The sequence below is a fragment of the Amycolatopsis orientalis DSM 43388 genome, from assembly GCF_000411975.1.
Classification (GTDB): Bacteria; Actinomycetota; Actinomycetes; order Mycobacteriales; family Pseudonocardiaceae; genus Amycolatopsis; species Amycolatopsis orientalis_D.
Window position 1 is genome coordinate 32,730 of record NZ_ASXG01000026.1, and the last position, 22,942, is coordinate 55,671.

26 protein-coding genes are annotated in these 22,942 nt (G+C 71.1%); 17 read left to right on the forward strand and 9 right to left on the reverse strand.

The genetic code is table 11. From position 1 onward, the window contains the following. The first annotated feature begins 255 nt into the window (after positions 1 to 255). Positions 256 to 906, forward strand: coding sequence for an RNA polymerase sigma factor ShbA (gene shbA, locus L942_RS04335; RefSeq protein WP_037355190.1), 651 nt, complete (start codon positions 256 to 258; stop codon positions 904 to 906). Continuing rightward, positions 903 to 1,163 (forward strand): hypothetical protein, encoded by a 261-nt coding sequence (locus tag L942_RS04340; RefSeq protein WP_037355192.1) that lies wholly within the window; start codon positions 903 to 905, stop codon positions 1,161 to 1,163. Before shbA ends, L942_RS04340 begins: the two co-directional genes overlap by 4 nt. Positions 1,164 to 1,278: 115 nt before the next feature. Here the strand turns inward: L942_RS04340 and L942_RS04345 are convergent, their stop codons facing one another. After that, positions 1,279 to 1,695 carry an STAS domain-containing protein gene (locus L942_RS04345; RefSeq protein WP_037355195.1) on the reverse strand — a complete coding sequence of 139 codons (417 nt, stop codon included), beginning with the start codon at positions 1,693 to 1,695 and terminating at the stop codon, positions 1,279 to 1,281. 260 nt (positions 1,696 to 1,955) lie between these two features. Between L942_RS04345 and L942_RS04350 the strand changes: the two genes are divergently transcribed. Next, on the forward strand, positions 1,956 to 2,663 hold the full coding sequence (locus L942_RS04350; RefSeq protein ID WP_037355196.1) for a S1 family peptidase: 708 nt from the start codon (positions 1,956 to 1,958) through the stop codon (positions 2,661 to 2,663). A 48-nt stretch (positions 2,664 to 2,711) separates the two neighbouring features. Here L942_RS04350 and L942_RS45805 read toward each other — a convergent pair whose 3' ends face one another. From L942_RS45805 to L942_RS04360, 3 genes are all read right to left on the reverse strand, one after another. Continuing rightward, positions 2,712 to 2,843 (reverse strand): hypothetical protein, encoded by a 132-nt coding sequence (locus tag L942_RS45805; RefSeq protein ID WP_268745706.1) that lies wholly within the window; start codon positions 2,841 to 2,843, stop codon positions 2,712 to 2,714. A gap of 477 nt (positions 2,844 to 3,320) precedes the next feature. Beyond that, complete coding sequence (locus tag L942_RS04355) at positions 3,321 to 4,226, reverse strand: serine hydrolase (protein WP_037355198.1); 906 nt, start codon at positions 4,224 to 4,226, stop codon at positions 3,321 to 3,323. Then, entirely contained in the window at positions 4,216 to 5,109 is an 894-nt protein-coding gene (locus tag L942_RS04360) for a LysR family transcriptional regulator (protein ID WP_037355200.1), read from the reverse strand. Before L942_RS04360 ends, L942_RS04355 begins: the two co-directional genes overlap by 11 nt. 112 nt (positions 5,110 to 5,221) lie before the next feature. On the opposite strand from L942_RS04360, the gene bla reads away from it, so the two are divergent. From bla to L942_RS04395, 7 genes are all read left to right on the forward strand, one after another. Further along, positions 5,222 to 6,118, forward strand: a complete 897-nt coding sequence (gene bla / locus L942_RS04365; RefSeq protein ID WP_037355202.1) for a class A beta-lactamase — start codon at positions 5,222 to 5,224, stop codon at positions 6,116 to 6,118. Next, positions 6,115 to 6,636, forward strand: coding sequence for a D-alanyl-D-alanine carboxypeptidase family protein (locus L942_RS04370; protein ID WP_037355204.1), 522 nt, complete (start codon positions 6,115 to 6,117; stop codon positions 6,634 to 6,636). The genes bla and L942_RS04370 overlap by 4 nt, the downstream gene beginning before the upstream one ends. A gap of 137 nt (positions 6,637 to 6,773) precedes the next feature. After that, a complete protein-coding gene (locus L942_RS04375; RefSeq protein ID WP_037355206.1) occupies positions 6,774 to 7,520 on the forward strand; it encodes a hypothetical protein in 747 nt (248 codons plus the stop codon). Positions 7,521 to 7,676: 156 nt separating this feature from the next. Further along, the gene (locus tag L942_RS04380; protein WP_051165710.1) at positions 7,677 to 8,402 is read left to right on the forward strand and encodes a hypothetical protein; all 726 of its coding nucleotides are present in this window, start codon (positions 7,677 to 7,679) and stop codon (positions 8,400 to 8,402) included. Positions 8,403 to 8,442: 40 nt separating this feature from the next. Further along, complete coding sequence (locus L942_RS04385; RefSeq protein WP_037355208.1) at positions 8,443 to 9,168, forward strand: maleate cis-trans isomerase family protein; 726 nt, start codon at positions 8,443 to 8,445, stop codon at positions 9,166 to 9,168. 65 nt (positions 9,169 to 9,233) lie between these two features. Continuing rightward, positions 9,234 to 9,596, forward strand: coding sequence for a VOC family protein (locus L942_RS04390; protein WP_081654933.1), 363 nt, complete (start codon positions 9,234 to 9,236; stop codon positions 9,594 to 9,596). A gap of 21 nt (positions 9,597 to 9,617) precedes the next feature. Beyond that, positions 9,618 to 10,073, forward strand: coding sequence for a MarR family winged helix-turn-helix transcriptional regulator (locus L942_RS04395; protein WP_037355211.1), 456 nt, complete (start codon positions 9,618 to 9,620; stop codon positions 10,071 to 10,073). Here L942_RS04395 and L942_RS41900 read toward each other — a convergent pair whose 3' ends face one another. Continuing rightward, complete coding sequence (locus L942_RS41900) at positions 10,074 to 10,724, reverse strand: hypothetical protein (RefSeq protein WP_051165711.1); 651 nt, start codon at positions 10,722 to 10,724, stop codon at positions 10,074 to 10,076. Between the two features lie 116 nt (positions 10,725 to 10,840). Here L942_RS41900 and lexA point away from each other — a divergent pair, with 116 nt between their 5' ends. Further along, positions 10,841 to 11,494 carry a transcriptional repressor LexA gene (lexA, locus tag L942_RS04405; RefSeq protein ID WP_037355214.1) on the forward strand — a complete coding sequence of 218 codons (654 nt, stop codon included), beginning with the start codon at positions 10,841 to 10,843 and terminating at the stop codon, positions 11,492 to 11,494. Positions 11,495 to 11,547: 53 nt separating this feature from the next. Here lexA and L942_RS04410 read toward each other — a convergent pair whose 3' ends face one another. Both L942_RS04410 and L942_RS04415 read right to left on the reverse strand, forming a co-directional pair. Beyond that, positions 11,548 to 12,807 carry a Bcr/CflA family multidrug efflux MFS transporter gene (locus L942_RS04410; protein ID WP_037355216.1) on the reverse strand — a complete coding sequence of 420 codons (1,260 nt, stop codon included), beginning with the start codon at positions 12,805 to 12,807 and terminating at the stop codon, positions 11,548 to 11,550. 105 nt (positions 12,808 to 12,912) lie between these two features. After that, positions 12,913 to 16,059, reverse strand: a complete 3,147-nt coding sequence (locus L942_RS04415) for a GH92 family glycosyl hydrolase (RefSeq protein WP_235078893.1) — start codon at positions 16,057 to 16,059, stop codon at positions 12,913 to 12,915. A 213-nt stretch (positions 16,060 to 16,272) separates the two neighbouring features. Between L942_RS04415 and L942_RS04420 the strand changes: the two genes are divergently transcribed. The 4 genes from L942_RS04420 (at position 16,273) to L942_RS04435 (ending at position 19,433) form a co-directional block, all read left to right on the forward strand. Next, positions 16,273 to 16,581, forward strand: a complete 309-nt coding sequence (locus L942_RS04420) for a cupin domain-containing protein (protein WP_037355220.1) — start codon at positions 16,273 to 16,275, stop codon at positions 16,579 to 16,581. A 79-nt stretch (positions 16,582 to 16,660) separates the two neighbouring features. Beyond that, positions 16,661 to 17,488, forward strand: a complete 828-nt coding sequence (locus tag L942_RS04425; protein WP_037355222.1) for a peptidoglycan-binding domain-containing protein — start codon at positions 16,661 to 16,663, stop codon at positions 17,486 to 17,488. Between the two features lie 57 nt (positions 17,489 to 17,545). After that, a complete protein-coding gene (locus L942_RS04430; protein WP_037355224.1) occupies positions 17,546 to 18,364 on the forward strand; it encodes an LLM class flavin-dependent oxidoreductase in 819 nt (272 codons plus the stop codon). Between the two features lie 46 nt (positions 18,365 to 18,410). Further along, positions 18,411 to 19,433: an NADPH:quinone reductase gene (locus L942_RS04435; RefSeq protein WP_037355227.1), complete on the forward strand. Its 1,023-nt coding sequence runs from the start codon at positions 18,411 to 18,413 to the stop codon at positions 19,431 to 19,433. Here L942_RS04435 and L942_RS04440 read toward each other — a convergent pair. Further along, the gene (locus L942_RS04440; protein ID WP_037355228.1) at positions 19,426 to 20,280 is read right to left on the reverse strand and encodes an SDR family NAD(P)-dependent oxidoreductase; all 855 of its coding nucleotides are present in this window, start codon (positions 20,278 to 20,280) and stop codon (positions 19,426 to 19,428) included. The two genes, L942_RS04435 and L942_RS04440, sit on opposite strands and share 8 nt — an antisense overlap. A 67-nt stretch (positions 20,281 to 20,347) precedes the next feature. Here L942_RS04440 and L942_RS04445 point away from each other — a divergent pair, with 67 nt between their 5' ends. Together L942_RS04445 and L942_RS04450 are read left to right on the forward strand one after the other, a co-directional pair. Then, on the forward strand, positions 20,348 to 20,926 hold the full coding sequence (locus tag L942_RS04445; RefSeq protein WP_037355230.1) for a TetR/AcrR family transcriptional regulator: 579 nt from the start codon (positions 20,348 to 20,350) through the stop codon (positions 20,924 to 20,926). Positions 20,927 to 21,437: 511 nt separating this feature from the next. Further along, positions 21,438 to 21,866, forward strand: a complete 429-nt coding sequence (locus tag L942_RS04450) for a DoxX family protein (RefSeq protein ID WP_037355233.1) — start codon at positions 21,438 to 21,440, stop codon at positions 21,864 to 21,866. A 12-nt stretch (positions 21,867 to 21,878) separates the two neighbouring features. On the opposite strand, the gene L942_RS04455 is transcribed toward L942_RS04450, so the two are convergent. Beyond that, positions 21,879 to 22,904, reverse strand: coding sequence for a LacI family DNA-binding transcriptional regulator (locus tag L942_RS04455; RefSeq protein WP_037355235.1), 1,026 nt, complete (start codon positions 22,902 to 22,904; stop codon positions 21,879 to 21,881). Between the last annotated feature and the right edge of the window lie 38 nt (positions 22,905 to 22,942).

A 22,942-nucleotide genomic window follows, 5' to 3' on the forward strand; every position in this document is an offset into this window, starting at 1 on the left:
CAATGCGTGATCATCGCGTTTCCCCTTCCCGGCCGGGATTTCTCCGACCGCACCGGGATCGGCTCCGCCCCGAGCCGCGCTACCGGCGGACGGAACCTGTCCAAGATCTGTCCAGGTCGGCGCGGATTCCGTTGCCGGGCAACGGACAGAAGCTGGACAACACCTGCGCGGGCGCAACGTCCGCACCCGGGCGCCCGACTCCCGGATCGAGCGGGCGAGACCACCGCGGCCGCCCGTACGAAAGGAACGCCCCCTATGCCCACCGCCACCGTGCCCGAACCGGTCGAAGGCTATGTCCCGCTCGCCGCGCTGCCGCGCCCGTCGGCGCTCGCGCAGCGCTTGGAAACCGTGGTCCGCGCGGCCCGCGACGGCGTCCCCGGCGCGGCTCCGGAACTGCTGGAGCTGCTGAAACCGGTCATCGCGCGCTACTGTCGCGCCCGCATCGGCGGACGCGACCTGTCGTATCTGTCGGCCGACGACGTCGCGCAGGAAGTGTGCATCGCGGTCCTGCAGGCGGTGCCGGGCTACGAGGACCGCGGCGGATCCTTCCTGCACCTGGTGCGCGCGATCGCGGCGAACAAGGTGGCCGACGCGTTCCGCGCGGTGTCGCGCGACCGTTCGCGGCCGGTGTCCGACGTCCCGGAAAACCCCGATCTCGGCGACGGCCCCGAATCGCACACGCTGACCGCCGACCTCGGCGCCTCGCTCGGCAGGCTGCTGGCCGGAATGCCGAAGCTGCAGCAGGAAATCCTGACGCTGCGCGTCGTCGTCGGCCTGACGTCGGCCGAAACGGCGAAGGCGCTGGGGATCTCGCCGGGCAACGTCCGGGTGACGCAATGCCGCGCGCTGGCGAAACTGCGCGACTCGATCCGCGAGCAGGGACTCGCCGAAACACTGCTGGCGTGAATTCCCGCCATCGCCCGCACTGGTCCGGACCACGCCCGAAACAATCCCCGAAGTTCACCCGCGCGGGCCGCCTCGCCGAGCACGAGCAGGCCCGCGGCCGGAGCGGCTCACCCGCTTCGAGCCAACACTGCATCCAGCGCAGGAACACGATCCGATCGGTCCTTACCCGCACCGTCCGGGTGACGCAACGCCGCGCGCTGGCGAAACTGCACGACTCGATCCGCGAACTAGTACTCGCCGAAACACTGCTCGCGTGAAAACGCAACGTCCCCGCACTGGTCCGGACCACCGGCGAAGAACTTTCCGAAGTTCACCCGCTCGGGCCACCTCGGGCGCTTCGGACGGGCCGGGAACGCCGGGTCCGGGACCGGCTCAGCCCGCGTCGAGCCGCCGCTTCATCCGGCGCAGGAACGCGATCCGGTCGGTCTCCACGCGCACCGCGGTGCGGTCCGGGTAGATGTCGAACACCCCGGTCATCCCGGTTTCGGCGAGCCGGCGGCCCGCCGCGCCGGAGGGGTCCGCGAGCAGCCGCAGCACCACGCCCTCGGCGGCCGCGCGGTCCTGCGCGGCCCGCAGGACGTGCACGCCCGCGTCGGTGAGCTCGGTCAGCCCGGTCAGGTCCAGCACGAGCGCCATCGGGCGTTTGGCCAGCGCGAACGTCACCGCCCGCACCACCACCAGCGCGGTGCCGGCGTCGAGCTCCCCCGCCAGCAGCAGCGTGAGCACGTCGAGGTCGTCGTAGCGGTACGACGACTTCAGCCGTGCCGATCCCTGTGAGCCGGCTTCCATCCGCGTGCTGCACTCCCTGTCCAGGCGGGGCCCGTCGCACCCGCTCGTCCACCCGACACCATTCTGGACCTCGAGGCATGGTGACCGCGCTCACAGTCCGCGTCCGCACCGATCCGGCGCGGGCTGCACCGCTTGACCTACGACGAAAGTCGGGAACTGAGCGGGCCCAAACCTTCGGCGGGTTCCGTCATTTACCGACATTCACGACGGTGGGTCAGTACCTGACCGCTACTCCCCGTACCCACCGGAGTTGATCCCCAGTGCGAATCGCGCGTACCGCCGCAGTCCTGTCCGGCTTGGCCTTCGCCGCCGTCGCCGCGGCCTCCCCGGCCGCGGCCGCTCCCGCCCAGCCCGCCATCATCGACGGCAGCACCGCCGACTCCCTGCACGCCGCCGCCCGGATGTTCGCCGGCGGCCAGGAACTCTGTTCCGCCACGATCATCGCGCCCGACTGGATCCTGACCGCTCGGCACTGCACGCAGGGCGCCGGCGGCAAGCAGATCACCTTCCACGTCGGCAGCCTCGACCAGACCCAGGGCACCGAGGTCTCCGCGACGTCGGTGCACGACTCCCCTGACGCGGACATCTCGCTGGTGCAGATCGACCAGAAGGTCCAGACCGAGTACGCGCCGCTCGGCACCGCGGGCGACGTCAACGTCGGCGACACCGCGCAGGTCTACGGCTGGGGCGCGACCTGCACCGACCAGCCGGAGATCAACTGCCAGTCGCAGGTGCTGAAGGTGGCGAACGTCCAGGTCACCTCGGTCGACTGCCCGGACGGCGCGGCCGGCGTCTCGGTGTGCGCCAACCGCGGCGACGGCATCACCGCAGGCGGCGACTCCGGCGGCCCGATGTACGCGAACGGCAAGCAGGTCGGCGTCGCCTCCACCAGCGACCGCCAGTCCTACACCGCCTACATCAACGTCACCCGCTACCGCGACTGGATCCAGTCGGTCGCGGGCGTCTGATCCGCAGCGGCCCGGACCCGGACGGATCCCCGGGCCCGGGCCGCTGTTTCACCCCTCCGCCCGCGCGAGCACCTCCATCTGCAGCTGGTGATCACCGAGATCCGCGCCCGCTTGCCGTCCGCCGGGGTGAGCAGCACCGCCGGATCGACCGGGTCCAGCGAACAGCGAGTCGTTCGCCATTTTCCCACTGTCGTTGAGGCCTATGGCCAAAGCCCCGGCGGGCGCGAGCGCCGAAAGCGGACCACGGGGGGAACAGCACGGACATCGCCCTCGACGGAGAAATCCGCCGCCTAGACCATTCCCAGTCCAGCGGCCCGAATCCCCCCGGACTGGCCTGGGAAACCCCATCCTCCGCTAACGCAGGTCACGTCAGCGACAAGCGTTTCCTCCTCGCCGAGGAAACAGGAAACCCCTTTCCGCACTCCTTCCCGGATCGCATTCTGGGTGCACGCCGCTCGTTCCGGGCGGTTCGCCGAGAATCACGGGAAAACCCGAAAGCCACGAAATACCATTTCGCGGCTGGTTTTTTCCGTGCCTGGATCCGGAAGGGAGGTGCGGGAAATGCAGACGCACGGAATCGTTCTCATCCTCACCCTGCTGGGCCTGGCCTGACGCGGGGAAGGCCGGATTCGCCGCGAGGGCGGATCCGGCCGCCGGTCAGCCGCGTGCGCGCAGGTGGTCGCGCAGCGAGCGGGCGACCCGGGCCATCAGGATCTCCGCCTCCGGCTGAATCGCCGCCGGTACGCGGGATTCGGTGAGCGCGGCGACCGCGAACACCTGGCCGTCCGCATGCTCCACCACCCCGATCTCGTGCCGCAGATTGACCAGCGTCCCGGTTTTCGACGACCACTTCGCGGAATCCGACGCGAAATCCGGCGCCAACCGTTGGCGCAGCAGGTTTTCGCCCATCAGCTGCCGCACCCGCGCGGCGGTGTCCGGGTCTATTTTGGACGGTGTCCACAACGCGGTCAGCAAATCGGCGAAGGCGCGCGCCGACCCGGAGCTCGCCCGGGAAACGTCCAGCTGCCGCACCGGGTGTCCCCGTCCCTCGGTCACCGCGCCGATCGCCAGCGAATGCGCGAGGTGTGCTTCGGTCGCGTCGAACCGTTCGAGCGGGGTGTCGTTCAGCTCGCTCAGCGAATGCCGCACCGAGAGGCCCGTGATGCCCCACTCCCGCACCGTCCGCGTGACCTCCGCGGGCGAGGTGAGGGCGAACAACGCGTCGGCCGCCGCGCTGTCGCTGATCGCGGAGGCCAGGTACATCAGGTCGTCCAGCGCCACCCGCGCCGGATGCCGGAAGCGGGCCAGCCCGGTCGGTCCGGCGTTCCGCGCCCGGCCGGGTTCGACCTCCACCTGCCGCGCGCCGTCCAGTTCGCCGCGCCGGATCCGGTCCTGGGTCACCGCCACGAGCGGGACCTTGACCAGCGACGCGGTCGCGAACTCCAGATCGGGCTCGATCCCGATCTCGCGGCCGGACCCGAGGTCGCGGACGAGGAACGAGCCGCGCAGCCCGCCCTCGTCGAGTTCGTCCCGCAGCCGCGCCAGCAGCGCCTCAGTGTTCACGGCACCAGTCTGCCGCAACAGTCGCGCCGAGACAGCGGGCGATCGCCGCGCGCAGCGGCTCCCGCACCCGGTCCACGTCGTCGCCCAGCCCGGCCGCGACGTCGTAGCCGCGCGCGAGCCGCACTCCGCCCACCGGACGCCACGCCAGCCCCAGCTCCCGCGCCTGATCCGCCGAGCACAGCAGCAGATCCGCCGACCCGATCACGCTCGCGGCGGCCGTCGTCAGCGTCCCGGCGACCTCGACCTGCGCGGGCAGCAACCCGGCCGCGTCCCGTGCGCGGAACACCCGGTCGCGGACGTGCGGCACGTCGTCCTCCGGCTGCACCCACACCCGGCGGCGCGCCCCGGCCGCGCGTCCGGCGCGCAGCGTTTCCAGGTACACCACGGCTTCGTCCGGCTCGGCCTCGCCGGCCACTCCGAGCGGCACCTTCCACACCCCGTCCTCCGGCGGCACCGCGACGAGCGCGGCCCGCACCTCCTGCGTCCGCACCAGCTCGGCCCGCTCCGCCGGACCGGCGACGCGAAACTCCAGGAACACCTCGACCGTCCGCGCCTGCGCCTCGAGTTCGGCGAGATCGCGAGTGGTCGACGTGTCCGGGACCGCCAGCCGCAACGGCCGCCGCCGCGCGCGCCGGGCGTCGTGCTCCATCGCCTCGGCGAGCCGGACCAGGCGCTGCGCGGACGGCAGCAGGTCCCGGCCGAACGGCGTGAGCCGCGCCCGCCGCGTCGACCGGTCGAACAGCCGCTCCCCCAGGTGCTTCTCGAGCGCCGCGATCCGGCGGCTCGCCACCGGCTGCGGAATCCGCGCGGCCGCCGCGCCGCCGGTGAAACTCCCCGCTTCGGTCACGCTCACGAACGCCTTGCAGCAGCCGACCAAGTCCACGACCTGAGCTTATGCCAGATGCGCATGAAGTCGCACAAAAGTGTCTTGGACCGCATGAACCGGCCGGGGGCACGCTGCCGGAGGAGATGATCGACTTCGGAGGGAGAACCCCGTGTTCCGCAGGCTGACCCTGGCCTCTCTCGCATTGGTCACGCTAGCCTCGTGTGCCGCACCGGCACCATCGGACGCCCCGGCGAGTTCGGCGCGGTCCGCCGCGCCGGCCGCCGCGAAGACGGTCGCCCAGCCGGATTTCGCCGCGCTGGAGAAGGCTTTCGACGCCCGGCTCGGCGTCTACGCGATCGACACCGGCGACGGGCGCGAAGTCGCCTACCACGCCGACGACCGGTTTGCCTACGCTTCCACGCACAAGGTGTTCAACGCGGCAGCCATCCTGCACCGCGGGGACGATCTCGCCCGGACGGTCACGATTCGGCAAAGCGATCTCGTGCCCAATTCCCCGATTACGGAGAAGCACACCGGGGAGCAAATGTCGTTACAGAGCGTCCTCGACGCTGCGCTGCGTTACAGCGACAACACGGCGGATAACGTCATGTTCGGCGAAATCGGCGGTCCCGCCGGGCTGGCTGCGGAGCTTCGCCGGCTGGGGGATACGGTCACCCGCGTGGACCGCATCGAGCCCGCTCTCAACGAGACGAGCCCTGGTGACGTCCGGGACACGACCACCCCGCGAGTCTGGGCCAAGGACCTGCGCGCTGTCGCGCTCGACGCGGGACTCCCGGCGGACAAGCAGGCCGTGCTCACCAAGATCATGCGCGCCAACACGACCGGCGCGCACGTGATCCGCGCCGGCGTGCCCGCGGACTGGCAGGTCGCGGACAAGACCGGGACCGCCGACTACGCCACGCGCAACGACATCGCCGTGCTCTGGCCGCCGCGCCGCGCGCCGATCGTGCTCGCCGTGCTGTCCGACCGACCCCAGAAGGACGCCAAGACCGACGACAAGCTCATCGCGCAGGCCGCCGCGGCGGTCGTGAAGGCGTTGCAGTGACCGGAATCTACCGAGTGGTCACCCACGTGCTCGCGGTGCTTTTCGTGCCGGTCGCGTGGGTGGTCGCGCGGGGCCGGGCCCGGCACGTCGCGTGCCAGTGGGCGCTGGGGGCCCGCTACCCGGCCGAAAACCTCGCCGGGCTCACGCCGGGCACGTACGCCGCGTTCACCGCGGCGCGCACCGAAGCCTTGTGGCGGCACGGAATCCTGCTCGGCCTGACGTCGGGCCACCGGGACGCCGCGACGCAGGCGGATCTGTTCCGCGCCGAAGTCCGGCGGGCCGGTTCGCACGAGCTCGCCCTGCACCTCACGCTCCCGCCCGCGCAATCGCAGCACGTGCGCGGCGTCGCGCTCGACGTGCGGCCGTACGAAGGCGCGCAATGGCTCGAAGTCCACGGTGGACGGTTCGGCCTGTATCGCGTGTACGACAACGAATGGTGGCATTTCGAGTACCACCCGGACGGCCGTCCGCAGCGGCTGCCGCACCCCGGATTCGCCGCGACCCGCGCCGCCAGCTGAGGCTGATGCGTCCACTGTGGACTCGGCCGTGAGGCACGGATCCGTGACGAAACCGGACAAGCCGTAACGAACCCCGGATCCAGGCGATAACCGGATGCGCCCGGGGCCGTCCTGGGCCTGGCCCGAACGGAACTCGCATGATTCGCCCGGTCTCGAACCGTCTCCTCCTGCGTTGCGGTGCCGCGGTGGCCGCCGCCGCGCTCGCGGGCACCGCCTGCTCCGGCTCCGGCGGCGGCACCGCCCCGCCGCCCGCCAGCCCGGCCGCGACCTCGCCGTCCGCGCCGTCCGCCGCCCCGCCCGACGCCGCGACCGTCGGCGAAACGGTCAAGGCCGCGATGAAGAAGTCGACCGCGGTGCACGTCAAGGGCTCGAAGAGCGAAGACGGCAAGATGAAGGTCGACATGCAGTTCAACAAGGACAGCGTGAGCGGCTCGATCGAGAAGGACGGCGTCGAGGTGCCGGTGCGGCGCGTCGGCGACAAGGTCTGGATGAAGTTCAGCAAGTCGCTGGCCAAGGCGGCCGGCGTGCCCGCCGAGGCCGCCGCGATCGTGAGCGACAAGTGGGTGTCGCTCGACTCCCCGATGGCCCAGGGCATGGGCGAGGCGTTCAAGCTGTTCCTGGACTACGACGTCTTCGTCGGCTCGATGGCCGACGACGCCGACAAACCCGGCTACACCGCGGCCGGACCCGCCGACGTCGCGGGCGCCCCGGCGCTGAAGTACCAGAACGGCAGCCGGACGATCTTCCTCGAGGCCGCCGGCTCGCACCGCCTGCTGCGGCTCGAGTCGCCGGAGGAAGGCCTGATGGAGTTCAGCGGCTGGGACGAGCCGGTCCCGGCGCAGGCCCCGCCCGCCGCGGAGATCTACTCCGGCCCCGGCTCGTGACCGGACGGCCTCGCGTTCCCGCGCCGTTCGGGAACGCGAGGCCGCCGCGGACCGGTAATCCCCCGGTCCAGGACGGACCAGCCGTAACGGACTCCGGATCCAGCCGATAAGCGGATGCGCCCGGGGACGTCCCGGCCTCTCCTGAACGGAAACCGCATGATTCGCCCCCGTTTTCTCCTGTGCTGCGGCGCCATCGCGGTCGCCTTCGCGTGCGCCGCCTGCTCCGGCTCCGGGACCAGTCCCGCCCAGTCGCTGGCCGGCGCGCCGTCGAGTTCGCCGGGCAAGCCGTTCGACGCTCCGCCCGACGCCGCGACCGTCGGCGACACCGTCGCGAACGAGCTGAGCGTGGCGAGGGCCGTCCACGTCAAGGGCACCAACACCGACGGCATCAAGGTCGACCTGCAGCTCAACAAGGACAGTTCGAGCGGCACGCTCGAACAGGACGGCGCGGTGCTGTCGCTCGTGCGCGTCGACGACAAGATGTGGATCAAGGTCACCAACGGGTTGACCAAGATCGCCGGGGTGCCCGCCGGGACCCTGTCGAGCATGGACGGCAAGTGGCTGTCGGTGGACGCTCCGCTGCTCCACGGTCGCGGCGCGAGTTTGAAGGGCTTCCTGGACTGCGCTGCCTTCCTCAGCGCCCTGTCCGACGATCTCGACCGCCCCGGCTACGCCGCGGGCGAACCCGTCGACCTGGCGGGGACTCCGGCGGTGCGGTACCGCAACGGCAGCAAGGCGATCTACCTCGGCCGCTTCGGCACGACCTACTCCCTGGTGCGGTACGAGTCCGTGGAGCAGGGCGCGATGGAATTCGACCTGGGCGACCCCCGTCCGGCCAATGCCCCGCCCGCCGCGGAGATCTACTCCGGCCCCGGCTCCTGAAGTTCTGCCGACCGGGCGATCAAGTGCGACACTGCCCGAGATGATCGGTCTGCTGTATCCCACTCGCGATTGCGCCGAGGACGACTTCACCGCACTGGCCGGGTGCCTGGACGCCCGGCCCGGCGTGGAGTTCGCCTACGTGCCCTGGGCCCGGCGGGCGGTCGATCGGGGGAACGTCCAGACCGCCGTGCGAGAGCTCAGCGAGCCGGACCGGCTGGTGCGGACGGCCGCGACCTTCACGTCGTCCCCGCGCGTGGTCAGCTGGGCGTGCGCGAGCTGCAGCTTCATCGACGGCGTCGCGGTGGCCAAAACCCAGACCGACGCGCTGACGGACGCGCTGGGCGTCCCGGCGAGCAGCACGTCGCTGGCGTTTCTCGCCGCGGCGCACCGGCTCGGCCTCAAGCGGATCTCGCTCGCCTCGGTGTACGCGCCCGAGATCACCGACGCGTTCTCGGCGTTCCTCGCCGAGGAAGACATCGCCACCGTGCGCGCCGTGTCGGCCGACGCCGGTTCGGACCGCGACCTGGCCGCCTGGGACAGCGACCGCATCCGCGAGCTGGTCGATTCCGCGGCCTCCTCCGACGCCCAGGCCGTCCTGCTCCCGGAGACCGCCCTGCACACCGCGCCGCTGCTGGCCGAACTCGAAAAGCGCGCGGGCAAACCCGTGCTCACCGCGACGCAGGTGACGCTCTGGCACTGCCTCACCCTGCTCGGCCGGCCGGCCGCCGGACCCGGTCTCGGCACGCTGCTCGCCCACCCGCATTGACGGTCCGCTGCAGACAGACAAGGTCCCGGGCATGACCGCGGCCGATCGCGGGTAGTTCCCCGATCATGAGCAGCCACCTGATCGCCGTCGCCATCGACTGCCGAGACGCCGACGCGCTCGCCGAATTCTGGCGGGAAGCGATGGGCTATCCGCGGGCCGAGCGGTGGACGGACAGCCATGGACTCACCTACGTCGAGCTGAAGGCACCGGACCGGCCGTCTCTGCTGTTCCAGCCGGTGCCCGAGGGGAAGACGGTCAAGAACCGGCTGCACCTGGACATCGCGCCGGACACGGTGGAGCAGCGCGACGAGGTGGCCCGCCTGGTCACGCTCGGCGCGAAAGTCGTGGAAGACGCGGAAAACGACCACTGGATCGTGCTGAAAGACCCCGAAGACAACGAATTCTGCGTGCTTCCCCGGCGGTCCTGAGCCCGCGCTACGATCTGCGCCGTGCCCGACTCCCGAGCGCCCGCGCAGCCCGACCTCGGCATGCTCGCCGGGCGGCTGTTGTTCGCGGTGCAGCGGGAGCTGTTCACGGCGCTGGCCGCCGAGGGTTTCGGCGACCTGAGCCCGCGGCACGGCGCGGTGCTCGCCTACCTCGGCCCGGACGGGGCGCGCGCGACCGAGCTGTCCCGCCGGTCCGGACGGCGCAAGCAGGTCATCGGCACGATGGTCGACGAACTCGCGACGCTCGGCTACGTCGAACGCCGTCCCGACCCGGCCGACCGGCGCGCGAAACTGGTCTGCCCGACCGAACGCGGCCAGGCCATGACCGCGGCCTCGACCCGCATTCTCGCCGCGATCGAGAACCGGCACGCACAGCGGCTCGGGCGGGACGAGTACGCGGAGTTCAAACGCGTCCTCGCCGAGGTCACCGACGAGCAGCGGCGCTTCGCCGGGCAGTGATCACTGGCCCGGCCACCCCTGCTGCGGCGGGCCGGAGGCGGGCCACTGCCCCGGCATCGGCTGCTGCGGATACGGCTGCTGCTGCGGATAAGGCGGGTATTGCTGCGGCATGCCCGGCGCGCCGTACTGCGGCGGATACTGCGGCGGAACCGGACCCGGCTGCGGATACTGCTGTCCCGGGTATTGCTGTCCCATCGGAACCTGCCCCGGATACTGCGGCATCCCCGGAACCTGTGCCCCGTAAGGCATTCCGTATCCCGCGGGCGGAGGCGTCTTCGCCGACACCGCGGGCAGCCACAGCACCACCGCCAGGATCGTCATCAAGCCGAACGCGACACTCTCTTCCCAAGAACGATAAGAGATCAGCAGGACCAGCGCACACAACAGCTGCACCGGCGTGCCCCACAGCAGAATGCGCCCGACCGATTGCCGCCGCGCGAGAACCATCCCGACACCCGCGAGAACCACAATCGCCAGCAAGCCGGAAAGCACCGAGACGTACGTGTGGACGCCGACATTGCTTCCGCTTCGCACGAGGTGGATGATCGACCCGATACCCCCGTATGCCGCGTAAATCTCCAGCACTGCGAGCAACACCGCCACCGCGATGCCGATCCCCGTCACCTTCGGCCGCATCACCGGCTGAGTCATCCCGGTCCCCTCCGTCACCCTCCGGAGGGACAACTCTACCAAGCGCATCCACAGTCCACAGTGGAACAACGCCCCCGGTCCCCGCGACCGGCCCGGACGCCCTCTACGATCGGCCCGTGACCGCCTACGACGACGTCTTCGACCACCTCGACGCTTCGGCCCTGCCCGAGCGGCAGCAGCGCATCCTCGCCACCATCCGGGACTGGGTGGGCAGGCACGGGTATTCGCCGAGCACGCGCGAGATCGGCGAAGCGGTCGGGCTGCGGTCGACGTCGTCGGTGTCGAAGCATCTCGCCGCGCTGGAGGACAAGGGTTTCCTGCGCCGCAGCTCGACCATGTCGCGGCCGATCGACGTGCGCGCCTTCCTCGGCGACGTCCCCTCGCGCGACGGCGGCGACTCCGTTCCGGTGCCGGTGGTCGGCGACATCGCGGCCGGCACGCCGATCTCCGCGCAGGAGCACGTGGACGACGTCATGCAGCTGCCGCGCGGGCTCACCGGCCGCGGCACTGTGTTCGGGCTGCGCGTGCGCGGCGATTCGATGGTCGACGCGGCGATCTGCGACGGCGACATCGTGGTGGTGAAGCAGCAGTCCGAGGCGCATTCCGGCCAGATCGTCGCCGCGATGATCGACGAGGAGGCGACGGTGAAGGTCTACCGCCGCCGCGACGGGCACGTCTACCTCGAACCCCGCAACCCGGCCTACGACGTGATCGACGGCGACCGGGCCACGGTGCTCGGCGTGGTCGTCTCGGTGCTGCGCAGCATGTGATGTCGTGCGCGGCGTCGCCGGTTAGAACCGGCAACGCCGCGCACGACCCCCAGTCAGTCGACCGCTACCGGCACCCGGGCGCCGGCCAGGTCCGCTTCTTCGACGGCCCGGCCCTGCCACGGCCGCGCGATCAGCCACAGCACCAGCCCGGACACCACCAGTCCGCCGAACATCACCGTGGCCATCGCGACCGCGTTGTTGCCCAGCAGGCCGACCACCGGCGAGACCGCCGCGCCGACGCCGAACTGCACCGCGCCCAGCAGCGACGCCGCCGTCCCGGCGTTGTCGCCGTGCGCGTCGAGCGCGACCGCGGGCGCGTTCGGCAGGATCAGCCCGGCGAAGAACAGCACCGCCCACACCGGCACCGCGACGCCGAACATGCCGCCGAAGCCGGTCAGCGCGGTCGCCAGCAGCACCGCGGCCGAGGCCGCCGCCGCGACGCTCGCGAAAAGCAGCACCTGGTGCGGTTCGAACCGGTTCATCAGCCGGGCGTTGACCTGCGTCGCGGCGATCAGCCACACCGCGCTCGCCCCGAACATCAGGCCGAACTGCTGCTGGTCCAGCCCGTACTGCTGCTGGAACACGAACGACCCGCCGCTGACGAACGCGAACAGCCCGGCCATCGCGAACCCGGCCACCAGCACCAGCCCGACGAACGAGCGGTCAGTGAACAGGCTCCGGTAGGACCGCACGGTCGCCCGGAACCGGAACGGCTGCCGCCGCGCGGGCGGCAGAGTCTCCGGCAGGGCGAGCGCCGCCGCGACGCCGCTCGCCAGCCCGATCGCGGCGAGCGCCACGAACACCCCGCGCCAGTGCGTCCACGCCAGCAGCGCGCTGCCGAGCGTCGGCGCGAGCACCGGGGAAACGCCCATCACCAGGATGAGCTTGGACAGCAGCTTCGCCGCGGCGCGATCGGTGTAGAGGTCGCGCACCACGGCCAGCGCCAGCACCGCGCCCGCCGCGGCGCCCAGCCCCTGCAGCACGCGCGCCGCGCTCAGCAGCTCGACCGTCGGCGCCACCAGGCACAGCAGCGACGCGAGCACGTGGATCAAACTTCCCGCGACGAGCGGGATCCGCCGCCCCATCGCGTCCGAAAGCGGGCCGGCGACCAGCTGGCCGAGCCCGAGCCCCAGCACCGTTCCGGTGAGGGTCAGCTGGATGGTCGACTCCGTCGTCGACAGTTCGCGGGTGATGTCCGGCAGGGCCGGAAGGTACATGTCGATGGACAGCGGCCCCAGTGCCACCAGAACGCCCAGCACGAGCACCAGCTTCAGCTGGCTGCCCGCGCCGCGCGCTTCGCGTGTTTCGTTCACGCCACTCCCCTTCGTCGTGAGCACGCCAGTCACTTACGACGAAGAGGGCCGAGAAATTCCGGGAGCCCCGAACAGATCACACCCTGGGAATCCCGCTTGACAAACTCACCCGAGACCGAGAGCGAATACGTGGAGGTCCGGATCGGCCGGGAGCGTCACCGTCGCGATCTTCTTTCCGGCCGGGATTTCCAGCGGCGAGGTGGCGTATACCGAGGCGCCGATTCCCTGGCCGCCGGGCTGATTCCGGTGCGCGGTGCGGGCGACGAGCGTATTGCCGAACACTGGTTCGGCGTTTCCGCCCGGCAACACCCAGTCACCGAACGAAAGATCGGCGGTCGCCGTCGTGCCGTCGGTGAACGCCACCGTCGCGCTCCCCCGATGGTCTCCGTTCGTCGCCGAACCGACGAAAAGCAGGCGACTGGCTGAAGTTCCACTTAGATCGAGCTTCTGCCCGGACGGCGCCGCGTTGTCCGGACGGCCGGACGGCGCGGCCGGCCAGACGAACGTCGTCCCCGCCGCGTGTCCGGTCGATCCCGGAGCGAGACCGGCGTCGGCGAGAGCTTTCCGCGAATAGCTGTTCCCGGCGCCGTCGAAATTCGCCGAACCGCCGTCGCCGTCGTCGGAGATCCCGACATTGTCGAAGGCTGCGGCCAGGCTTCCCTTCGGCGCGACCAACACAATTGCCGAGGAAGAAACCGAATGTCCGGCTCCGCGCAACGCCACCGGCACTTCGTAGTAACCCGCGGGAGTGCCCGCCGCGGCCGTCACGGTCAATTCCGTTTTCCCGCCGCCGGTCTGGTCGTCGAGCCCCACCGAACGCGGACCGGACACGGTGATCCCGGCCGGTGCCGACGTCGAGATGTTCAGCGAGCGCGGGTGCCCGCCGAGCCGCTGGCCGTTCACCGCGACCGTGCCGGAGCCGCCCGGTTCGACGGTGACCTGGTTGGCCACTGAGGCGACGAAAGGCTCCTCGCCGTCTCGATAGGACGGTGGCTGCGTGTGCGCCGCCCAGTTCCGGTCCGGCCGCGCGGACAGCGCGAAGTCGAGCCGACCGCCGTCCCGTGCCAGGTTCTGCGGCAGCGACGTCCGGTCCCACCGATGCCCGTTCAGCGCCAGGCCGTGCACGTACTGCGTGGTCGTCGACGCTCCCGGCGCACGGATGTCCAGCGTGCGACCGCCGGGCAAGGTCAGCACCGCGCGTTCGAACAGCGGGCTGTGCACGGTGAGATCCGCCGTGCCCGGAGTCGCCGGATACAGCCCCAGCGCGGCCCAGACGTACCAGGACGACTGCGCGCCGAGGTCGTCGTTGCCGGGCTCGCCGTCCGGGGTCGCGCTGAACAGCGTGGTCGCGATCCGGCGCACCACCTCCTGCGTCTTCCACGGCTGGCCGACGTGGTTGTACAGCCAGGGAACGCCGAAGTCGGGTTCGTTGCCCGCCCACATGTACGGTTCGTTCGGGCCGACGTTGAGCTTCTGGAAGAACGTGTCGAGCCGCGCGGACACCGCCGCCGGACCGCCCATCGCGGTCACCAGCCCGGCCGCGTTCTGCGGAACCAGCCAGGTGTACTGCGCGGCGTTGCCCTCGTCGAACCCGTCCTGGCCGAAGGTGCCGGGCGCGGGCGGCTGGTAGGCCGGGCCGTCCGGGAACCGGCCGTCCTGGCCGCGCGGCTGGAGGTAACCGGTGGCCGGGTTGAACAGGTGCTGCCAGTTCTGGCCGCGCTTGGCGAAGTCGCGGGCGACGCCGCGGTCGCCGATCGCGCCGGCGAACTGCGCGATGGCGAAGTCGTCGATCGACCATTCCAGCGTGATCGAGGCGCCGACGCGCGCGTGGTCGCCGCGCGAGGCGTCGTTGTTGGGCAGGTAGCCGCGGGCGAGATAGTCCGCGATGCCCCGGCGCTCCTGGTACGCGCCCGGCGTCTCGTCCGCCGACGTCGCACCCTTGACCAGGTACTTCAGCGCGGTTTTGACGTCGAAGTCCCGCGCTCCGAAGGCGTAGAGGTTCGACAGCAGCGGGACCGAGCTGTCGCCGGTCATCTGCCCGGTGTAGCCGTTGGCCATCGGCCAGCGCGGCCACCAGCCGCCTTGGACCGCGTCGTTCGTCAGCGACTGCGCCATGTCGCTGGCTTCCTTCGGGAACAGCATGCCGTGCAGGGGCGCGAGCGAGCGGTAGGTGTCCCAGTCGGAGAAGTTGGCATATTGCGCGTGTCCGGCCGGGAGCGTGCGGATCTGGTTGTCGAAGCCGAGGTAGCGGCCGTCTGCGTCGTTGAACGTGTTGGGGTGCATCAGGCTGTGGTAGAGCGCGGTGTAGAACGTCTTGAGCTGCGCGGAGTCCTTGCCCGCCACGCGGATCCGCCCCAGTGCGTCGCGCCAGGCGTCCCGTGTCTTCTGGCGCACCGCCCCGAAGTCCCAGCCCGGCGCCTCGGCGGCCATGTTCTTCTTCGCGCCCTGAACGTCCACATAGGACATCGATACCTTCGCGCGCACCACGCCGGCGTCGCCGAACGTCAGGTACGCCCCGGCTTTCGGCGCGTCGGCCTGGTCGCTGCCCGGCTGGACGGTTTTGCCGTCCCAGGTTCCGTGCGCGGTGAACGGACGGTCGAAGATGATGTCGTAATAGACGGTGTAGTTGTTCGGCTTCCCGCAGAAGCGGCCGGTGGTCGCCTGCCCGCTGACCTCGCGGTCGCCGGTGATCCGCAGCCCGGCCGCGGAGTTGCCCGCCAGGCTCGCGCCGCCCTTCACCAGGACCTGCGCGTTCTGTCCGGTGGGGAAGGTGAACGCGGCGAGGCCGGTGCGCGTCGTCGCCGTCAGCTCGGTACGCACGCCGGAATCGGGAAACGTGACGGCGTAATAGCCCGGCTCGGCCTGCTCGCCGTCGTGCGTGAAGCGTTCGACGCGGTCCCACGGTTTCGCCCCGACGTCGCCGGTGACCGGCAGAATCGGGACGTCGCCGAACGCGTTGCAGCCGACCGACGCGTGGTCGAGGCTGAAGCCGCGGATCTTGTCGCTGTGGTACTGGTAGCCCGCGTAGGATCCGTCGGTGTCCGGCGAGAACTGCATCATCCCGAACGGCGCGGCCGGGCCGGGAAAGTTGTTGATCTCGCCGACCGAGGCGCCGCCCCGACCGGTGCCGATGAGCGGATCCGCGTATGCCGCCGGATCGCCGACCAGGCCAGCCTGCGGCGCGGCTGCCGCCACGGTCCCCGCTCCGACGACCGCCGCCGTCGCCAACGCTGCCACGACTGAGTACCGCACGCTGCCTCCCAGACCTCGTGTTGTCCGACCTTTCCGGCTCGCGGGCGGCGAGGTCAACCGAATGACAGAGATCTGGCCGGTTCCGACCGGACAGACATCCGACCGGCGGCACGGGCGGCGCTCGCCGCGCCGAGGCAGGCGAGGGACTTCGCTTCCGAGCGGATTCCGCCGAAGGGCCTCCGCATCGCGTCCGGCGGGCTAACGTTGGCGGACATGACAGCACCCGCCACCCGGGACGTCGAGGGCTACGAGGTCGGCTCCAGCGTCTCCGTCATCCGCGAATACACCACCGAGCCCGGCACCGGCCCCCGGCTGCACCGGCATCCCTACCCCGAAACCTTCGTCGTCCAGCGCGGGCGCGCGCTGTTCACCATCGGAAGCGAGCAGCGCGAAGGCGTCGCCGGGGACGTCCTCGTCGCGCCCGCGAACGTGCCGCACAAGTTCGTCGCGCTCGGCCCAGAACCGTACGAGGCCGTGCACATCCACGAGAACGACCGGTTCGTCACCGAGTGGCTGGAGTGAGGTCGAGCCGCATTTGTACGTCCCGTGTATCCCGCTCGGCGATCCTCGACCGGGACCGATCAGGACCGGGAGGACACGGATGCTCAGGAAACTCGCAGTGCTCACCGCCGGGGCCGCGGCGGCGGCCACGGTCGCCGTCGCCGCTCCGGGCGCAGCCGCCGCGCTGCCGGCGGCGAACATGGAGGCCGTGCTGCTGGCGGCCCAGATCGACCCGCAGCGCGCCGACAGCACGCAGACGCCGGGCGCGCACGACAGCGTCCTGCTGGTGGAGAAGGCGCTGCAGGCGAAGGGGTTGCTGGACGCCAAGTACGTCGACGGCTACTTCGGCACCACCACCATCGACGCCTACTCGAAGTACCAGAAGTCCCTCGGCTACACCGGGCTCGACGCGTCCGGCCTGCCCGGCAAGACGTCGCTGGAGAAGCTCGGCGCCGGCAGGTACACCGTGTCGAACGTGGTGTCCGCGGGCAGCCACGTGACCTATCACGGCGTCACGCTGAACACGCGCACCAAGGCGATGCTGCAGGCGGCGGAGAAGCTGTTCGGCAAGGAGGTCGGCCTCACCCAGGGTTCGTACAACCCGGGCGGCGTCGGCGCGTCGGCCGGAACGCACGACGGCGGCGGCGCTTTCGACGTTTCGGTGGCGAACATGTCGTCGGCGACCCGCACCGAATTCGCCAAGGACCTCCGGAAGGTCGGGTTCGCGGCCTGGGTGCGCACGCCGGCGCAGGGCGACTGGGGCTACCACATCCACGCGATCGCGGTCAACGACCCCGATCTGTCCTCGGGCGCGCAGCACCAGGTCGGTGCCTACTACCTCGGGCAGAACGGCCTCGCCAACCACGGCAAGGACGACGGTCCCGCGGTGAACCCGAAGCTGACCTGGGAGCAGTACCAGCGCGGCTGACTCGCCCGGCTGCCGCAGTTGCTGGCGCGAGTGCGGCAGCCGTGGTTTCGTGGGGCCATGGCGGGAAAAACATTTCGGTTCGGGGTCGTCGCGGCGGCGCAGGAGGGCAGCGCGAAATGGCGGGAAACCGCCCGCCGCGCCGAGGACCTGGGGTACTCGACACTGTTGTCGCCGGACAATCTCCATCTGCCGACGCCGACCGCGGCGCTGGCCGTCGCGGCGGCGGTGACGACCGAACTGCGGGTCGGCACGTTCGTGTTCGCCAGCCCGCTGCGGACGCCGCGCGCGGCCGCGTGGGAGGCGCACAGCCTCAGCGAGCTCACCGACCGCCGGTTCGAGATGGGGATCGGCACCGGGATCCCCGCGATGCGCGAGGCGGCCGCCGAGATCGGCCTGCCGTACGGCACCGGCCCGGAGCGGCTGGCCCAGGTGTCGGACACGATCTCGCACCTGCGCCGGCTCGACGGCGACGCGCACACGCCGGTGATGGTCGCTGCGGGCGGGCCGAAAATCCGCCGGCTGGCCGGGGAACGCGCGGACATCGTCGCCCTTGCCCAGAACGTCCTCGCCAGCCGGGCGGAGACCGCCGAAGCCGCGGCGGAGGTCCGGGCCGCGGCCGGGGGCCGGGACGTCGAGCTGACGATGAACATTTTCGTCGTCGGCGAGCAGATCCCGCCGTGGATCCGCGGTTTTGTCGGGCACGACATCGAAACCCTCGTCGAACACGACTCCCTGACCCTGCTGCGCGGCGGTCCGGCCGCGATGGCCGAAGAGCTGCAGCGCCGCCGCGAGGAACTCGGCGTGTCGTATTTCAGCGTGAACGGCGCGTTCCTCGAGGACTTCGCCCCGGTCGTCGCGCGGCTCAGCGGACGCTGACCCGGCCGGCGGGAATAGCCGCGCCCGCCGGTGGATTGCACCGAGGGTGAAAGCTGTGACCTACCGCCAGTTCGGCGGCCCGGAAGTGCTGACGTTGTCCGAACTCGCCGTGCCGGAACCGGGGCCGGGCGAGGTGCGCGTGCGGATCGTCGTGTCCGCGGTGAACCCGACCGACTGGAAAGCCCGCTCCGGTTCGCGTTTCGCCGCCGAGGCGGAGTTGTCCGTGCCGAATCAGGACGGCGCCGGCGTCGTGGACGCGGTCGGCACCGGCGTGGACGGACTTGCCGTGGGCGACCGGGTGTGGCTGCTGCTGGCCGCCGCGCATTCGCCGACGTCCGGGACCGCGCAGGAGTACACCGTGCTCCCGGCCGACCGGCTCGTCCCGCTCCCCGCCGAGGTCGGGTTCGACGAGGGCGCGGCTTTCGCGATCCCGGCGCTCACCGCGCACCGCGCGCTCACCGTCGCCGAGGACGGGCCGAAGCGGCTCGCCCCGAACGCGTTGGCCGGGCAGACGATTCTGGTCAGCGGCGGGGCGGGCGCGGTCGGCAACGCGGCGATCCAGCTGGCGCGCTGGGCCGGAGCGACCGTGATCGCCACGGTCAGCACGGAGGACAAGGCCGCGCTCGCGCGCGCCGCCGGTGCACAGCATGTCGTCCGGTACCCCGAAGGCGACACCGCCGCGGCGATCCGGGAAATCGCGCCGGACGGGGTCGACGTGATCGTGGAAGTGGCCGTCGGCGTGAACGCTCCCCTGCACGCCAAGGTGCTCCGCCCGCGCGGGGTCGTCGCGGCCTACGGCGACGACCGCGGCACCGGGAAGGTGACCGTCGACTTCGGACAGAACGTCTGGCTCAACAGCCGCTACCAGTTCCTGGTGCTCTACACGGTCGGATTCGACCTCCTGCGCGCCGGCGCGGAAGACCTCAACGCGGCCCTGCGCGACGGCGGGCTCCGGCTCGGCCCGGACCACGGGCTGCCGGTGCACCGGTTCCCGCTGGCGGAAACCGCTCGTGCGCACGAAGCGTCGGAGAAGGGCGTCACCGGGAAGGTGCTGATCGACGTCAGCTGAACCCCGGCTCGACCCCGGTCAGTTCCACGCTCGCCGCCCACAACCGGGCAGCCGCCTCGGGATCCGCGTACGGCCCGCGCACCGGTTCCGGCCTGGGCGCTCCCTTGAGGCCGAACATGCGCGGGCCCCAGATCTGCCCGCTGTGGACATCCGGGCCGACCGCCGCCCGCACCGCTGGCCGCGCGCCGTCGTCCTTGCCCTGCAAGGCAATCCGCGCGAGGCTCAGTTTTCTGTTCCGCACGTGCAGCGGCGGCCGGTCCGGAGTCAGGCTGTCCAACGCCCCGCCGGGGTGGGCGACGACGCTCAGCCTGCTGCTGCCCGCCGCCCGCAGCCGCCGATCCAGCTCGAGCGCGAACAGCGTCTGCGCGAGCTTCGACCGCTCGTACGCGGTTTTCGGCCGATAATCGCGCTTGCTTTGCAGATCCTCGAAATCGAGCTTCGCTGATTTCGCCGCGAAACTGCCCATCGTCACGATTCTCGCCTCCGGTTTCAACCGGTCCCCCAGCGCGGCCGTCAGCGCGAAATGCCCGAGGTGGTTGACCCCGAACGTCATCTCGTGCCCGTCCTTGGTCTCGCGCCGCTCCGGCCCGTCGAGGTACACCCCCGCGTTCAGCACGACCGCGTCGAGTTCCCCGACCTCGATCCCCTTCACCGACGCGAGGTCGGCAAGGTCCAGCCGCGCCCACGACACCCGCGCGTCCGGCACCCGCTCGCGGAGCACCCGGACGGCGACCTCCGCCTTCGCCGCGTCCCGGCTGCCGAGCACTACCTCCGCTCCCGCCTCGGCCAGCTGCTCCGCGACGAAGTAGCCGATCCCGGCGTTGCCCCCGGTCACCAGCACTGTCATGACACCCTCCTAAACCTGAAGTGATTCTGACTTTAGACCCACTTCAGATTTAGGTAGACTGGGGGCCGTGGTCAACACCGGACGACGCGAACGCCGCAAACTCGAAACCCGGCGCCGGCTGGACGAGGTCGCGCTGCGGCTGTTCCTGAAGCACGGCTACGATCGCGTGACCGTCGCGCAGATCGCCGAAGAGGCCGACATCTCCGTGGCGACCCTCTTCGCGCACGTCCCGGACGGCAAAGAGGCCCTGATCTTCGACGACGGATCCGAACGCCGAGCCGGAATCGTCGCCGCGGTCCGAGACCGCGCCCCCGGCGAACCGGTTCTCGCCGCCCTGCACCGCTTCTTCGCCGCCCGCGGCCCGTACTCGAGCGAACTGCCGCCGGAGCACGCCCCGAAACGGGATCTGATCGTGCAGACGCCCGCTTTGCGCGAATACGCGCGCCGGCTGTGGCATTCCTGCGAACCCGACTTGGCCGAGGCACTGGCCGAGGAAAGCGGGCTGCCCCCGGACGACGCGGCGGTCCGAGCGTTAGCGCGGTTCGTGCTGGAGATCCCGGATCTGACCGGTACCGCAGCGGATCCCCGGGCGGCGTTGGCGTCGGTGTTCGGATTGCTGGAATCCGGGTGGCCGCCTCGGTCTTGACCACGTCCGTGCCCTCGAACTGCTCGCCGGAAGGTATTCGGTTCCCGGAAACGCCCCGTTCGATCGCCGGCAGGCGAACGAAGACAGTTGCTTCGCCCCTGGCCGAGGACGAGCACGCGTCGCACCCCGAGCGCAAGAGGCGGCCTGTCAAGGCCATCCATGAGCAATGCCGTCGAACGGGAGCGGTTGCGGACCGGAAACAAGGTGTTGCCCACGAGCCCGGGAACGCGAACAGTTTCAGCTGCGGCGAAATACGCGGCCGGGCTTTCCGGGGCAACCCCCTCCAGCAGACGCCGGAACCCCCCTGCCCTCCAACGGACCCCTCCCCGCACCCAGCCGATACCACGTCCGGCGGATCGCGCGGAACCTGACTTTCGCAGGTATCGCGAGACTCGCGGCACCGGTATACCTGGACACCGGTCCAGGAAAGGTCTGGACCACTCTGCGGACCGGTCCGGTGTCCGAACGGACGTCCCGCCCGTCCGCCCGAGTCGTCCGATGGGGAGGCATCATGCACCGGCTGGACGCGGCACAGGATTACGCGCTCGGTTTGTTCCGCATCGTCGTCGGGTTCCTTTTCGCCTGCCACGGCGCGAAATCGCTGTTCGGGGTGCTCGGCGCGCACGGCGCCGCGCCGGCGGGCTCCTGGCCGGGCTGGTGGGCCGCGCTCATCCAGCTCGTCGCGGGCGGGCTCGTCCTGCTCGGCGCCGCCACCCGGGTCGCGGCGCTGATCGGGTCCGGTTCGATGGCCTACGCCTACTTCTCCGTCCATGCGCCGCAAGGGCTTTTCCCCATCGAGAACGGCGGCGAGGCGGCCGCGATGTTCTGCTGGGCGCTGCTGCTGCTCGCGTTCGCCGGCCCCGGCCGGTTCGCGCTGAGCGGCGCGCTCTCGGCCCGGCGGCCGCGGGGCTCGCGCATCGGAGCGGTTCCGCACGCCTGACGAACCACCCGCCTACCCCCGGGTCGACCCGCGGACGATCAGTTCGTACTCCGCCGGCCCGGGGACTGGCGGCTCGATCCCTTCGACGCGGTCGACCAGCACCGCGACCGCGGTCCGGGCCAGCTGCACCGGCCGCAGATCGACCGCGGTGATCGGCGGGACGCACGCCCTGGTGTGTTCGGAATCGGAATCCGCGCCGCACGCGATGCGCACGTCTCCGGGCACCGCCAACCCCCGTCCCAAGGCGGCGGCGAGCACTCCGGCCGCGTGCCGCCCGGTCTGGCAGTACACCGCGTCCGGCGGCGAAGCCAGCCCGAACAGCTCCTCGCCCGCGTCGCGTCCGCCCGGCTCCCCCGCGACCTCCGCTCGGCGCACCGCCAGCGGTTCCTGCCCGCGAGCGCGAACCCAGTCCAGGTAAGCCTTTTCGGCGTCCAGGTTCCACTCGTTGCGATCGGTGCCCAGCACCGCCGCGACCCGCGTCCCGCCCGTCGCGGCCAGGTGGTCGAGCACCTCGGCGACGATCCGCCCGGTGCCGAGGTCGAGGTAGTCCGGCGACGCGGGCCGCGCCGGATCCCGCCCGACGCCCAGGAACGGCACGCATTCCCGGTCCAGCATCGTGATCAGCGGATCGTTCTCGACCGGTTCGGTGATCAGGAACCCGTCGCAGGCGAGGCCGACCGCGGGCGCGTCGGCGCGCGTGGGGTCCGGCACCAGCATCAGGCCGTACCCGCGTTCGACCGCGGCCAGCGCGGCCGATCCGGCGAACCGCAGGAAGTAGTCGACGCCCTCCAGGAACGCGGTGTCCGAGGGGTCGAGCGGCCGCACCACCAGCCCGAGCACCCCGAGCCGGCTGGACCGCAGCCCGCGCGCGACCGTGTCCGGCCGGTAGCCCAGCTCGCGCGCCGCCTCCCGCACCCGTTCGGCGGTCCCGGCCGCGACCGTCCCGTTGCCGCTGAAGGCGTGCGACACCGTCGTCGGCGACACCCCGGCGCGCCGGGCGACGTCCTTGATGGTCGCCCGCGTTCTCTTCCCGGCCATGACGCAGCAGCCTAACCTCGCCCAAATCGTTTTGGAAC

Coding starts and splice junctions, on each gene's coding strand:
- L942_RS04430 (WP_037355224.1), top strand. CDS start 17,546: ATGGCGGGAAAAACATTTCGGTTCGGGGTCGTCGCGGCGGCGCAGGAG.
- L942_RS45805 (WP_268745706.1), bottom strand. CDS start 2,843: ATGGCGAACGACTCGCTGTTCGCTGGACCCGGTCGATCCGGCGGTGCT.
- shbA (WP_037355190.1), top strand. CDS start 256: ATGCCCACCGCCACCGTGCCCGAACCGGTCGAAGGCTATGTCCCGCTC.
- L942_RS04450 (WP_037355233.1), top strand. CDS start 21,438: ATGCACCGGCTGGACGCGGCACAGGATTACGCGCTCGGTTTGTTCCGC.
- L942_RS04440 (WP_037355228.1), bottom strand. CDS start 20,280: ATGACAGTGCTGGTGACCGGGGGCAACGCCGGGATCGGCTACTTCGTC.
- L942_RS04375 (WP_037355206.1), top strand. CDS start 6,774: ATGATTCGCCCGGTCTCGAACCGTCTCCTCCTGCGTTGCGGTGCCGCG.
- L942_RS04420 (WP_037355220.1), top strand. CDS start 16,273: ATGACAGCACCCGCCACCCGGGACGTCGAGGGCTACGAGGTCGGCTCC.
- L942_RS04425 (WP_037355222.1), top strand. CDS start 16,661: ATGCTCAGGAAACTCGCAGTGCTCACCGCCGGGGCCGCGGCGGCGGCC.
- L942_RS04380 (WP_051165710.1), top strand. CDS start 7,677: ATGATTCGCCCCCGTTTTCTCCTGTGCTGCGGCGCCATCGCGGTCGCC.
- L942_RS04455 (WP_037355235.1), bottom strand. CDS start 22,904: ATGGCCGGGAAGAGAACGCGGGCGACCATCAAGGACGTCGCCCGGCGC.
- L942_RS41900 (WP_051165711.1), bottom strand. CDS start 10,724: ATGACTCAGCCGGTGATGCGGCCGAAGGTGACGGGGATCGGCATCGCG.
- L942_RS04390 (WP_081654933.1), top strand. CDS start 9,234: ATGAGCAGCCACCTGATCGCCGTCGCCATCGACTGCCGAGACGCCGAC.
- L942_RS04385 (WP_037355208.1), top strand. CDS start 8,443: ATGATCGGTCTGCTGTATCCCACTCGCGATTGCGCCGAGGACGACTTC.
- L942_RS04345 (WP_037355195.1), bottom strand. CDS start 1,695: ATGGAAGCCGGCTCACAGGGATCGGCACGGCTGAAGTCGTCGTACCGC.